The 13,419-nt window shown below is 68.6% G+C and carries 8 protein-coding genes and 1 tRNA gene; all 9 read left to right on the top strand.

Annotated features, from left to right (window positions below; genetic code table 11):
• The first annotated feature begins 61 nt into the window (after positions 1 to 61).
• The 9 genes from dnaA (at position 62) to FNH08_RS14315 (ending at position 13,332) form a co-directional block, all read left to right on the top strand.
• Positions 62 to 2,035 carry a chromosomal replication initiator protein DnaA gene (gene dnaA / locus FNH08_RS14270; protein WP_322724465.1) on the top strand — a complete coding sequence of 658 codons (1,974 nt, stop codon included), beginning with the start codon at positions 62 to 64 and terminating at the stop codon, positions 2,033 to 2,035.
• A gap of 1,040 nt (positions 2,036 to 3,075) precedes the next feature.
• A complete protein-coding gene (gene dnaN, locus FNH08_RS14280) occupies positions 3,076 to 4,206 on the top strand; it encodes a DNA polymerase III subunit beta (protein ID WP_322724466.1) in 1,131 nt (376 codons plus the stop codon).
• Positions 4,207 to 4,416: 210 nt separating this feature from the next.
• Positions 4,417 to 5,292, top strand: coding sequence for a phosphogluconate dehydrogenase (NAD(+)-dependent, decarboxylating) (gene gnd, locus FNH08_RS14285; protein WP_152771840.1), 876 nt, complete (start codon positions 4,417 to 4,419; stop codon positions 5,290 to 5,292).
• 53 nt (positions 5,293 to 5,345) lie between these two features.
• On the top strand, positions 5,346 to 6,470 hold the full coding sequence (gene recF, locus FNH08_RS14290; RefSeq protein ID WP_152771841.1) for a DNA replication/repair protein RecF: 1,125 nt from the start codon (positions 5,346 to 5,348) through the stop codon (positions 6,468 to 6,470).
• A complete protein-coding gene (locus FNH08_RS14295) occupies positions 6,467 to 7,024 on the top strand; it encodes a DUF721 domain-containing protein (protein WP_152771842.1) in 558 nt (185 codons plus the stop codon). Before recF ends, FNH08_RS14295 begins: the two co-directional genes overlap by 4 nt.
• Before the next feature lie 415 nt (positions 7,025 to 7,439).
• The gene (gene gyrB, locus FNH08_RS14300; RefSeq protein WP_322724469.1) at positions 7,440 to 9,503 is read left to right on the top strand and encodes a DNA topoisomerase (ATP-hydrolyzing) subunit B; all 2,064 of its coding nucleotides are present in this window, start codon (positions 7,440 to 7,442) and stop codon (positions 9,501 to 9,503) included.
• A 42-nt stretch (positions 9,504 to 9,545) separates the two neighbouring features.
• The gene (gyrA, locus tag FNH08_RS14305; RefSeq protein ID WP_152771843.1) at positions 9,546 to 12,146 is read left to right on the top strand and encodes a DNA gyrase subunit A; all 2,601 of its coding nucleotides are present in this window, start codon (positions 9,546 to 9,548) and stop codon (positions 12,144 to 12,146) included.
• An 18-nt stretch (positions 12,147 to 12,164) separates the two neighbouring features.
• The gene (locus FNH08_RS14310) at positions 12,165 to 13,070 is read left to right on the top strand and encodes a DUF3566 domain-containing protein (RefSeq protein WP_322724470.1); all 906 of its coding nucleotides are present in this window, start codon (positions 12,165 to 12,167) and stop codon (positions 13,068 to 13,070) included.
• Positions 13,071 to 13,255: 185 nt separating this feature from the next.
• Positions 13,256 to 13,332 (top strand) — tRNA-Ile (locus FNH08_RS14315).
• The last annotated feature ends 87 nt before the right edge of the window (positions 13,333 to 13,419 follow it).

Below are 13,419 nucleotides of genomic sequence, written 5' to 3' on the forward strand. Positions count from 1 at the left end.
ATTCACATCCCGACCCGTCCCAGAACCACACGTTCGCGGGACCCGTGAGAGAGCGTGCCCTGTGGCTGACCTGCCTGCCGATCTTGCCGCAGTGTGGCCACGAGTACTGGAGCAGCTCCTCGGTGAGGGCCGCGGGCAGGGCGTCGAGGTCAAGGACGAGCGCTGGATCAGGCGCTGCCAGCCCCTGGCACTGGTCGCGGACACCGCGCTGCTCGCGGTCCCGAACGAGTTCGCCAAGGGCGTACTGGAGGGCCGGCTCGCTCCGATCGTCAGCGAGACCCTGAGCCGGGAGTGCGGCCGCCCGATCCGTATCGCGATCACCGTCGACAGTTCGGTCGGCGAATCTCCCGCCCCGGCTCCGTCCCGCTACGACGAGCCCGAGCACCCCTCCGTACCGGCGCAGAACCGTGACGGCTACGACGCACAGGGCCCGGACGCGTACGACAGCCGGCCCCGGGACCGATACGAGGGTTACGGCCGCCACCGCGCCGACGACCGCACACCCGGCCGACCCGAACACCTGTCCGGCGGGCCTGGCGACCAGCTGCCGCCGCCGCGCGCGGACCAGCTCCCGACCCCCCGTCCCGCCTACCCCGGGGACTACCAGCGCCCCGAGCCCGGCGCCTGGCCGCGCCCGCCCCAGGACGACTACGGCTGGCAGCAGCAGCGACTCGGCTTCCCGGAGCGCGACCCGTACGCGTCCCCCTCGCAGGACTACCGCCCGCAGTCCATGGAGCGGCTGCCGTACGAGCAACAGCGATCGGAGTACGACAGCGGCCGCGCGGACTACGAACGCGGCGACTACGAACAGGCCCGCTCGGACTTCGATCAAGGTCGCGGCGACTACGACCAGCGTCCCGACCGCCGTGAGCTGCCCGATCCCCCGCCGGGCTCGGGTCACGTGCACCGCGGCGGGCCGGTCGGCTCGGCGTTGCCCGCGTCCAGTGGCGCGCCCGGCCCGCTGGCCGCGCAGCCCGCGCCCGCGACGGGGCCGGGGGAGCCCACCGCACGGCTGAACCCGAAGTACCTCTTCGACACGTTCGTCATCGGCGCCTCGAACCGCTTCGCGCACGCCGCCGCGGTCGCGGTCGCCGAAGCGCCGGCCAAGGCATACAACCCCCTGTTCATCTACGGGGAGTCGGGGCTCGGCAAGACGCACCTGCTGCACGCGATCGGACACTACGCGCGCAGCCTCTACCCGGGCACGCGCGTGCGGTACGTGAGCTCGGAGGAGTTCACCAACGAGTTCATCAACTCCATCCGCGACGGCAAGGGCGACAGCTTCCGCAAGCGCTACCGCGAGATGGACATCCTGCTCGTCGACGACATCCAGTTCCTGGCGGACAAGGAGTCGACGCAGGAGGAGTTCTTCCACACCTTCAACACGCTCCACAACGCCAACAAGCAGATCGTGCTCTCCAGCGACCGGCCGCCCAAACAGCTGGTGACGCTCGAGGACCGGCTCCGGAACCGTTTCGAGTGGGGCCTGATCACCGACGTCCAGCCCCCCGAGCTGGAGACACGGATCGCGATCCTCCGCAAGAAGGCGGTACAGGAGCAGCTCAACGCCCCGCCGGAGGTGCTGGAGTTCATCGCCTCCCGCATCTCGCGCAACATCCGCGAGCTGGAGGGCGCGCTGATCCGGGTGACGGCGTTCGCGTCGCTCAACCGGCAGCCGGTCGACCTCGGCCTGACCGAGATCGTCCTCAAGGACCTGATCCCGGGCGGCGAGAACGCGGCCCCCGAGATCACGGCGACCGCGATCATGGCCGCGACCGCCGACTACTTCGGGCTGACCGTCGAGGACCTGTGCGGCACCTCGCGCGGCCGCGCCCTGGTGACCGCCCGGCAGATCGCCATGTACCTGTGCCGCGAGCTCACCGACCTGTCACTGCCCAAGATCGGCGCGCAGTTCGGCAACCGCGACCACACGACCGTCATGCACGCCGACCGGAAGATCCGCGCGCTGATGGCCGAGCGCCGCTCCATCTACAACCAGGTCACCGAGCTCACCAACCGCATCAAGAACGGCTGACGACCACAGGCGTACGCCGACGCCGACGCCGACCACAGGCATACGCCCCTGAAGGCGCCCCGGACGAGAGTCCCGGGGCGCCTTCGCCGTTCCCCGCAGGCCCTGGAAGGCGGTCAGAGGGCCGTCCGCCGCTGTTCTCGAGCACCGCCCCGGGCGTTCCCGAGAGCCTCCGCCCCCGTTCGCGAGGACGTCCCCCACCGTTCCCGGACGCGCTCGGAGGCGTGTCGGCCATCGTTCCCCGTCCCCGCGCCCGACACCCGCTGTTCGATTACCTGTGGGGTTACGGCCGCTCTCCACAGATTCGGGGACTTTCTCCCGTCCACACCCTGGGGACTGGGAAGTTATACAGATCATGTCCACAGGCAGCCCTGTTGAAGAAGCATCAGGCAAGGTCAGCCGCTTGTGGATTGGTGGACAGACGATCTCCACAGACTGTGGACAAGGAGAAGATCCACAGGCTGTGCACGGAGTTGTCCACCGGCAACCCACAGGCTGGGGGCAGTTGTCCCCAGCGAGTCCCGGCTTCTCCACATGACTGTCCACTGTTCGGCAACGCGACGCGCGATCTCACCGCTCCGAGTGAAAGGCGTCACACAAAGGTGCCGGGTTGGGCTGTGGGAAACATGGGTAAACCTGGGGACGCCGCTGGGGAGAAGTGCCTCAGGGCTGTGCACGGGGTGTGCAGAACTTTCTGTTCTCCACAGAGACACCTGGTTGTCCACTGCCGTCACCCACAGGCCCGGTGGACAAAATCTTGGCGCTGAGCTGCGAAAACCCGGTTATCCACCGTTTCCACAGGCCCTACTACTACTCCCAACTAGAGAGAGCTGGGAATCCGTTTCGAAGGGGGTCCTGTGCACAACTCGCTGTCCGGCTCCCGGCTGCCCCTCATCACGACTTGACCCCGAGAGGCACCTACTGTCAGTGGGGTGCGTCAGACTGTTCCCCGGTGTCCTCCCCATCGCAGGGGCTGAGCACACCGAGTCAGACGACGAGCCAGGCAGGCCGAGAAGCGCCGGCAACAGCAGGAGGCGGCAACAGTGAAGATCCGGGTGGAACGCGACGTACTCGCGGAGGCCGTGGCCTGGGCGGCGCGCAGCCTCCCGGCCCGTCCGCCGGCGCCTGTCCTCGCCGGCCTCCTTCTGAAGGCCGAGGAAGGTCAGCTGAGCCTGTCCAGCTTCGACTACGAGGTCTCCGCGCGCGTGTCGGTGGAGGCCGAGGTCGAGGAGGAGGGCACCGTCCTCGTCTCCGGCCGCCTCCTCGCGGACATCTGCCGCGCCCTCCCCAACCGCCCGGTGGAGATTTCCACCGACGGTGTACGGGCGACCGTGGTCTGTGGCTCCTCGCGGTTCACCCTCCACACGCTGCCTGTGGAGGAGTACCCGGCGCTGCCGCAGATGCCGACCGCGACGGGCACGGTTCCCGGCGAGGTCTTCGCCTCCGCCGCCGCCCAGGTCGCCATCGCCGCCGGACGTGACGACACGCTGCCGGTGCTCACCGGCGTGCGCATCGAGATCGAGGGCGACACGGTCACGCTGGCGTCCACCGACCGCTACCGCTTCGCGGTCCGCGAGTTCCTGTGGAAGCCGGAGAACCCGGAGGCGTCCGCGGTCGCCCTGGTGCCCGCCAAGACGCTCCTGGACACCGCCAAGGCCCTCACCAGCGGCGACAGCGTGACGCTCGCCCTGTCCGGCTCGGGTGCGGGCGAGGGTCTGATCGGCTTCGAGGGCGCGGGCCGCCGTACGACCACGCGCCTGCTGGAGGGTGACCTCCCGAAGTACCGCTCGCTGTTCCCGACGGAGTTCAACAGCGTGGCCGTCATCGAGACCGCCCCCTTCGTGGAGGCCGTCAAGCGTGTGGCCCTGGTCGCCGAGCGGAACACCCCGGTGCGGCTCAGCTTCGAGCAGGGCGTGCTCATCCTGGAGGCCGGCTCCAGCGACGACGCACAGGCTGTGGAAAGGGTCGACGCCCAGCTGGAGGGCGACGACGTGTCGATCGCCTTCAACCCGACCTTCCTGCTGGACGGTCTGAGCGCGATCGACTCCCCGGTGGCCCAGCTGTCCTTCACGACGTCCACGAAGCCGGCGCTGCTCAGCGGCAAGCCCGCGGTCGACGCCGAGGCGGACGAGGCCTACAAGTACCTGATCATGCCGGTGCGGCTCAGCGGCTGACGGTTGTCCACAGCGCGGGACGGCCCGGTGGATCACCGGGCCCCGCGCCGGGTCGCCGGGTCCGGGTCGTCGGGGCCGAGCCGGTGAAGCCGCAGGTCGGAGCGTACGTTTGAGCGCGTATGCCCACGGATGTGCGTGAGCGTCCGGGTTTAGGCTCGGACACGGGCACGAAGGTGCCCTCATGCCACGTCGCAACCTAAGGAACAACTGATGGAGCTCGGTCTCGTCGGCCTCGGCAAGATGGGCGGCAACATGCGCGAGCGAATACGCCGCGCAGGCCACACCGTGATCGGATACGACCGCAACCCGGACCTCGCCGATGTCCACAGCATCGAAGAGCTTGTGGGCAAGCTCGCCGGCCCGCGCGTGGTGTGGGTGATGGTCCCGGCCGGTGCCCCGACCCAGTCGACCATCGACGAGCTCGCCGAGCTTCTGGAGCCCGGTGACGTCGTCGTGGACGGCGGCAACTCGCGCTGGACGGACGACGAGAGGCACGCGGAGGAGCTGGCCGCCAAGGGCATCGGCTTCGTCGACTGCGGAGTCTCCGGCGGTGTCTGGGGCCTCAAGAACGGCTACGCGCTGATGTACGGCGGTGACGCCGAGAACGTCGCCAAGGTGCGGCCGGTGTTCGACGCGCTCAAGCCGGAGGGTGACTCCGGCGCGGTGCACGCGGGCAAGGTGGGCGCCGGGCACTTCGCGAAGATGGTCCACAACGGCATCGAGTACGCGATGATGCAGGCCTACGCCGAGGGCTGGGAACTGCTGGAGAAGGCCGACTCCGTGACGGACGTCCGGGAGGTCTTCCGCTCCTGGCAGGAGGGCACGGTCATCCGTTCCTGGCTGCTGGACCTGGCGGTCAACGCCCTCGACGAGGACGAGCACCTGGAGGAGCTGCGGGGCTACGCACAGGACTCCGGCGAGGGCCGGTGGACCGTGGAGGCCGCCATCGACCACGCCGTCCCGCTGCCGGCGATCACCGCGTCACTGTTCGCGCGGTTCGCCTCCCGGCAGGACGATTCGCCACAGATGAAGATGATCGCGGCGCTACGGAACCAGTTCGGCGGCCACGCGGTCGAGAAGAAGTAATCCACAGGACCGCATCGCCGGTCCACAACCCCGGGGGAGGTCGGCACCCGACCATGCACGTCACGCACCTGTCGCTGGCCGACTTCCGCTCGTACGCCCGGGTCGAGGTCCCGCTCGACCCGGGCGTCACCGCGTTCGTGGGCCCCAACGGTCAGGGCAAGACGAACCTGGTCGAGGCGATCGGCTACCTCGCGACCCTCGGCAGCCACCGGGTGGCATCGGACGCACCCCTGGTCCGTATGGGAGCCGAGCGCGCGGTCATCCGGGCGCAGGTCAGGCAGGGCGAGCGTCAGCAGCTCGTCGAGCTGGAGCTGAACCCCGGCCGGGCCAACCGTGCCCGGATCAACAGGTCCTCGCAGGTCAGACCGCGTGATGTGCTGGGCATCGTACGGACCGTGCTGTTCGCGCCCGAGGACCTCGCCCTGGTCAAGGGTGATCCGGGCGAACGGCGTCGCTTCCTCGACGACATGGTCACCGCCCGCTCGCCGCGCATGGCGGGGGTCCGCTCCGACTACGAGCGGGTCCTCAAGCAGCGCAACACGCTCCTCAAGTCGGCGGCGCTGGCCCGGCGCCACGGCGGCCGCTCCATGGATCTGTCCACGCTCGACGTGTGGGACCAGCATCTCGCGCGCGTGGGCGCCGAACTGCTCGCGCAGCGCCTCGATCTGGTCGCCGCGATCCAGCCGCTGACCGACAAGGCGTACGAGCAGCTGGCGCCCGGTGGGGGGCCGGTCGCCCTGGAGTACAAGCCGTCCTCGTCCGGCATCGTCGGCCACGCGCGCGAGGAGCTCTACGAGCAGCTGATGGGCGCCCTCACGGAGGCCCGCAAACAGGAGATCGAGCGGGGCGTCACCCTGGTGGGACCCCATCGGGACGATCTGGTCCTCAAGCTCGGTCAGCTGCCCGCCAAGGGATACGCGTCACACGGTGAGTCCTGGTCGTACGCCCTGTCGCTGCGGCTCGCCTCGTACGACCTGCTGCGGGCGGAGGGCAACGAGCCGGTGCTCGTCCTCGACGACGTGTTCGCCGAGCTGGACACCCGCAGGAGGGAACGCCTCGCGGAGATGGTCGCCCCCGGCGAGCAGGTCCTGGTGACCGCGGCGGTCGACGACGATGTACCGGACGTACTGACGGGGACGCGGTACACCGTGTCGGACGGCACTGTGGAGCGCGCATGAGCACCGACGGATCCGCACCGGACGCCCCCGAGCCCGCGCCGCGGAGGACACCCGAACCGTCCGGCGTGGACCTCGCGCGCGTGGCGCTGCGGGCCGCGAAAGAGGCGGCACGCGCGCGTGGGGACGCCGCTCAGCAGAAGAGGCAGGCCCGGCGTGGAGGCGGTCTGCGATCGGGCGCTCGCGCCGACGGCCGTGACCCGATGGCTCTCGGTTCGGCCATCAACCGTCTGATCACCGAGCGCGGCTGGGAGACGCCGGCCGCCGTGGGCGGTGTCATGGGCCGCTGGCCCGAACTCGTGGGCGAGGACGTGGCCAAGCACTGTGTCCCGGAGAAGTACGACGAGGACGAGCGGGTTCTGACCGTGCGCTGCGACTCCACGGCCTGGGCGACGAACCTGCGTCTGCTGGCCCCCCAGATCGTCGCGCGCCTCAACGAGGACCTGGGCCACGGCACGGTGCGGCTGCTCAAGGTGCACGGTCCTTCGGGCCCCGCCCACCGTTTCGGCCCTTTGCGCGCGCCGGGCAGCAGGGGTCCCGGGGACACCTACGGCTGAGCTGCGGCGCCCCTTTCGTGACCGGATTCACACGGATGAATCCGTCACGGGATGGTTGGGTCCGTTTTGATGGACCTTAGACCATCTGTTCGTACCGATTCGCGCAGTCGCACGCGGTTGCGAACGCCGACCTGGTCCGGGTGTAGCGATGGGTTGACACCCGGAAGCGCTGAGTGCCTCCGTGAGCCTCTTGGAGCCCCGTTCCGCATATGGGGAGTCGGGCGAGACCGGTTGAGGGCGGCACATGCGGACTCAGGTACCGGCAAACCCCCATCACTGTCGGCGCTACCGGTAGACTGGAAGCTAATCCCGCCCCATACGTGGGGACCGCTTCGGAAACACTGTGCAACGCTGATAAAGGCTTCCACCGCAACATGCCGCAGCCGCTCCGGCAAACCCGCCGGGAGCCTGGCTTGTGCTGTGCCAGAAAGGGCGCTTCGTGGCCGATTCCGGCAACCCCAACGAGAACATCCCGTCCATCGACGCCGGCGAGAACGGCGAGGCCAACGCCTCGTACGACGCCAGCGCCATCACCGTCCTCGAAGGGCTGGACGCGGTCCGCAAGCGACCCGGCATGTACATCGGCTCGACCGGTGAGCGCGGGCTCCACCACCTCGTGTACGAGGTGGTCGACAACTCCGTCGACGAGGCGCTGGCCGGCCACGCGGACACGATCGACGTCACGATCCTCGCCGACGGCGGCGTACGCGTCGTCGACAACGGCCGTGGTATCCCGGTGGGCATCATTCCCTCCGAGAACAAGCCGGCCCTTGAGGTCGTGCTGACCGTGCTGCACGCGGGCGGCAAGTTCGGCGGCGGCGGCTACGCGGTCTCCGGTGGTCTGCACGGCGTGGGTGTCTCCGTCGTGAACGCGCTGTCCACGAAGGTCGCCGTCGAGGTCAGGACCGACGGCCACCGCTGGACGCAGGACTACAAGTTGGGTGTCCCCACGGCGCCGCTCGCACAGCACGAGGCCACTGAGGAGACGGGCACGTCGGTCACCTTCTGGGCCGACGGCGACATCTTCGAGACCACCGACTACTCCTTCGAGACGCTCTCGCGGCGTTTCCAGGAGATGGCGTTCCTCAACAAGGGTCTGACGATCAACCTCACCGACGAGCGCGAGTCGGCCAAGGCCACCGCCGGGGCAGACGAGGCGGGCGCCGACGAGAAGGACGAGGCCAAGGCCGTCACGTACCACTACGAGGGTGGCATCGTTGACTTCGTCAAGTACCTCAACTCCCGTAAGGGAGACGTGGTGCACCCCTCCGTCATCTCGATCGACTCCGAGGACAAGGAGAAGCTCCTGTCCGTCGAGGTCGCGATGCAGTGGAACAACGGCTACAGCGAGGGCGTGTACTCCTTCGCCAACACCATCCACACGCACGAGGGCGGTACGCACGAGGAGGGCTTCCGGGCCGCGCTGACGGGTCTGATCAACCGTTACGCGCGCGACAAGAAGCTGCTGCGCGAGAAGGACGACAACCTCACGGGTGACGACATCCGCGAGGGCTGCACCGCGATCATCTCGGTCAAGCTCGGCGAGCCCCAGTTCGAGGGCCAGACCAAGACCAAGCTGGGCAACACGGAGGCGAAGACCTTCGTCCAGAAGATCGTGCACGAGCACCTCACGGACTGGTTGGACCGCAACCCGAACGAGGCCGCGGACATCATCCGCAAGGGCATCCAGGCGGCCACCGCGCGCGTGGCGGCCCGCAAGGCGCGCGACCTGACCCGCCGCAAGGGTCTGCTGGAGACGGCGTCCCTGCCGGGCAAGCTGAGCGACTGCCAGTCGAACGACCCCATCAAGTGCGAGATCTTCATCGTCGAGGGTGACTCCGCCGGCGGCTCGGCCAAGTCCGGCCGCAACCCGGAGTACCAGGCGATCCTCCCGATCCGCGGCAAGATCCTCAACGTCGAGAAGGCGCGGATCGACAAGATCCTGCAGAACCAGGAGATCCAGGCGCTGATCTCCGCCTTCGGTACCGGGGTCCACGAGGACTTCGACATCGAGAAGCTGCGCTATCACAAGATCATCCTGATGGCGGACGCCGACGTCGACGGCCAGCACATCAACACCCTGCTGCTGACCTTCTTGTTCCGCTTCATGCGGCCGCTGGTCGAGGCCGGGCACGTGTTCCTGTCGCGCCCCCCGCTCTACAAGATCAAGTGGGGCCGTGACGACTTCGAGTACGCCTACTCGGACCGCGAGCGCGACGCCCTGATCGAGCTGGGCCGCCAGAACGGCAAGCGCATCAGGGACGACTCGGTGCAGCGCTTCAAGGGCCTCGGCGAGATGAACGCCGAGGAACTGCGCGTGACCACCATGGACCAGGACCACCGCGTCCTCGGCCAGGTCACGCTCGACGACGCCGCCCAGGCCGACGAGCTGTTCTCGGTCCTGATGGGCGAGGACGTCGAGGCCAGGCGCCAGTTCATCCAGCGCAACGCCAAGGACGTCCGCTTCCTCGACATCTGAGTCGGTCTCAGCTGACCGCACCAGGAAGGATCTTCACCAGCAATGGCCGACGAGAACACTCCAGTCACGCCTGAGCCTTCTGAGGGCGAGACCGCGCTGCGCATCGAGCCCGTCGGGCTCGAGACGGAGATGCAGCGCTCGTACCTCGACTACGCGATGTCCGTCATCGTCTCGCGCGCGCTGCCGGACGTACGGGACGGCCTCAAGCCCGTCCACCGCCGCGTCCTGTACGCCATGTACGACGGCGGCTACCGCCCCGAGCGCGGCTTCTACAAGTGCGCCCGCGTCGTCGGTGACGTCATGGGTAACTACCACCCCCACGGCGACTCCTCGATTTACGACGCGCTGGTCCGCCTCGCGCAGCCGTGGTCGATGCGCATGCCGCTGGTCGACTCGAACGGCAACTTCGGCTCTCCGGGCAACGACCCGGCGGCGGCCATGCGCTACACCGAGTGCAAGATGGCGCCGCTGTCGATGGAGATGGTCCGTGACATCGACGAGGAGACCGTCGACTTCACGGACAACTACGACGGCCGCTCCCAGGAGCCGACCGTCCTCCCGGCCCGCTTCCCGAACCTGCTGATCAACGGCTCGGCGGGCATCGCGGTCGGCATGGCGACCAACATCCCGCCGCACAACCTCCGCGAGGTCGCGGCCGGCGCCCAGTGGTACCTGGAGAACCCGGAGGCCTCCCACGAGGAGCTCCTGGACGCCCTGATCGAGCGCATCAAGGGCCCCGACTTCCCGACCGGCGCCCTGGTGGTGGGCCGCAAGGGCATCGAGGAGGCGTACCGCACGGGCCGCGGCTCCATCACGATGCGCGCGGTCGTCGCGGTCGAGGAGATCCAGAACCGCCAGTGCCTGGTCGTCACGGAGCTGCCGTACCAGGTCAACCCGGACAACCTCGCGCAGAAGATCGCCGACCTCGTCAAGGACGGCAAGATCGGCGGCATCGCGGACGTCCGCGACGAGACGTCGTCCCGTACGGGCCAGCGGCTCGTGATCGTGCTCAAGAGGGACGCGGTCGCCAAGGTCGTCCTGAACAACCTCTACAAGCACACCGACCTGCAGACGAACTTCGGCGCCAACATGCTGGCGCTGGTCGACGGAGTGCCGCGCACGCTGTCGCTGGACGCGTTCATCCGCCACTGGGTGACGCACCAGATCGAGGTCATCGTCCGCCGGACCCGCTTCCGGCTGCGCAAGGCCGAGGAGCGGGCGCACATCCTGCGCGGTCTGCTGAAGGCCCTGGACGCCATCGACGAGGTCATCGCGCTGATCCGGCGCAGCGACACCGTCGAGATCGCGCGCGGCGGCCTGATGGACCTCCTGGAGATCGACGAGATCCAGGCCAACGCCATCCTCGAGATGCAGCTGCGCCGCCTGGCCGCCCTGGAGCGACAGAAGATCGTCCAGGAGCACGACGAACTCCAGGCGAAGATCCGCGAGTACAACGCGATCCTGGCCTCTCAGATCCGCCAGCGCGGCATCGTCAGCGAGGAACTCGCCGCGATCGTCGAGAAGTACGGCGACGACCGTCACACCAAGCTCGTCCCGTACGACGGCGACATGTCCATCGAGGACCTGATCGCCGAGGAGGACATCGTCGTCACGGTCTCGCGCGGCGGCTACGTCAAGCGCACCAAGACCGACGACTACCGCGCCCAGAAGCGCGGCGGCAAGGGCGTCCGCGGCACGAAGCTCAAGGAAGACGACATCGTCGACCACTTCTTCGTGTCCACGACGCACCACTGGCTGCTGTTCTTCACCAACAAGGGCCGCGTGTACCGGGCCAAGGCGTACGAGCTGCCGGACGCCGGCCGGGACGCGCGCGGCCAGCACGTCGCGAACCTCCTCGCCTTCCAGCCGGACGAGGCGATCGCCGAGATCCTGGCCATCCGCGACTACGAGGCGGTGCCGTACCTGGTGCTCGCCACGAAGGGCGGTCTGGTCAAGAAGACGCCTCTGAAGGATTACGATTCACCGCGCTCGGGCGGTCTGATCGCGATCAACCTCCGCGCGCAGGAGGACGGTTCGGACGACGAACTGATCGGAGCCGAACTCGTTTCGTCCGAGGATGACATCCTTCTGATCAGCAAGAAGGCGCAGTCGATCCGGTTCACGGCCACCGACGAGGCGCTGCGGCCCATGGGCCGTGCCACCTCGGGTGTCAAGGGCATGAGCTTCCGTGAGGGAGACGAACTGCTCTCGATGAATGTTGTTCGAACCGGTACGTTCGTGTTCACTGCCACCGACGGTGGGTACGCGAAGCGGACCGCCGTCGACGAGTACCGCGTCCAGGGTCGCGGCGGCCTCGGCATCAAGGCTGCCAAGATCGTGGAGGACCGCGGTTCTCTCGTCGGCGCGCTGGTGGTCGAGGAGACCGACGAGATCCTCGCCATCACGCTGGGCGGCGGCGTGATTCGTACGCGAGTCAACGAGGTCAGGGAGACGGGCCGTGACACCATGGGCGTCCAACTGATCAACCTGGGCAAGCGCGATGCCGTCGTCGGTATCGCACGTAACGCCGAGGCGGGACGCGAGGCCGAGGAGGTCGACGGCGACGTAGCCGTGGACGAGCCCGAGGCCGAAGACGTCACGACCACAGGCACGGACGAGGGCGAGCCGTCCTCGGCTGAGTAGCGCGAGGAGAGAGTCATCGTGAGCGGAGCCACGGGCCCCGGATCGGCCGGTACCGATACCTCCACCGGTACGGAAACGGACGGCGGCGGCCGTGGCTCCGCCGAGAGTGTGACGGATCCGCACACGACGCAACTGAAGGCGATCAAGCCGCACGCGACCGACTCGGGCTCGTCCGACGCCTCCGGTTCCCAGGGGGGACCGGCGACGGACGCCCGAGGCCCGCAGAGCCAGCCGTACGAGGCCGGCGCGGGCTCGGCGGGCTCGGCGGCTCCGAACGCACAACCGCAGCCGCAGCCGCAGCCCGCGCCGCAGCCGCAACCGCAGGCTCAGCCCGCGCCGCAGCCGAGCGCCGCGCAGTCGAACCTCGGACCGGCGTCCGGCCCCGCGCCCTCCGGCCCCGCGTCGGCTGCCCCCGCACCGTCTGCCTCGCCGCTGCCGGGTGAGCGGCAGCCGCAGCAGGCGGCGGCCCCCTACCACCCCCCGCAGGCCTACCCGGCGCAGGCGCCCGACAGTGCCGTACGCCGGCCGCGTACGGGTGCGCGCACCATGCCCCGCACCCGTAAGGCACGTCTGCGGGTGGCCAAGGCCGACCCGTGGTCCGTGATGAAGGTCAGCTTCCTGCTCTCCATCGCGCTCGGCGTCTGCACGATCGTGGCGTCGGCGGTGCTGTGGATGGTCATGGACGCGATGGGCGTCTTCTCCACGGTCGGCGGCACCATCTCCGAGGCCACGGGCTCCAACGAGTCGAACGGCTTCGACCTGCAGGCGTTCCTGTCCCTGCCGAACGTCCTGATCTTCACGTCGGTGATCGCCGTCATCGACGTCGTCCTCGCGACGGCACTCGCGACGCTCGGCGCCTTCATCTACAACCTCTCCGCGGGCTTCGTGGGCGGCGTGGAGCTCACGTTGGCCGAGGACGAGTAAAGGGGACGAGTAACCGCGCGGGAGGCTGCCGTCGGGGTGTTGCCCGATTGCCCCGTCGGGTGCCATCGGGTCCCATCGCGTGCTCGCAGACCTGGTCGGCCCACCCCCGGTATCGATTTTGGGACTGCCCAGGTCGTGCGCTAACCTTCAGGAGTCAGCGCGCGGAACACACCGCACAGCGCGGCGGGGCTATAGCTCAGTTGGTTAGAGCGCATCCCTGATAAGGATGAGGCCACAGGTTCAAATCCTGTTAGCCCCACCAGCGAAAAGACCCCCAACCGATCACGGTTGGGGGTCTTCGTGTGTGGCGGTGTACGCAGGTTCGCCCGTGGGTCGGGTGGGGCTAGGG

Origin of the sequence: Streptomyces spongiae (assembly GCF_009377185.1) — a bacterium.
GTDB classification, from domain to species: Bacteria; Actinomycetota; Actinomycetes; order Streptomycetales; family Streptomycetaceae; genus Streptomyces; species Streptomyces spongiae.

Bases quoted from the DNA above. Each gene is read 5' to 3' on its own strand.
- gnd (WP_152771840.1), top strand. From the start codon at position 4,417: ATGGAGCTCGGTCTCGTCGGCCTCGGCAAGATGGGCGGCAACATGCGC.
- recF (WP_152771841.1), top strand. From the start codon at position 5,346: ATGCACGTCACGCACCTGTCGCTGGCCGACTTCCGCTCGTACGCCCGG.
- FNH08_RS14295 (WP_152771842.1), top strand. From the start codon at position 6,467: ATGAGCACCGACGGATCCGCACCGGACGCCCCCGAGCCCGCGCCGCGG.
- gyrA (WP_152771843.1), top strand. From the start codon at position 9,546: ATGGCCGACGAGAACACTCCAGTCACGCCTGAGCCTTCTGAGGGCGAG.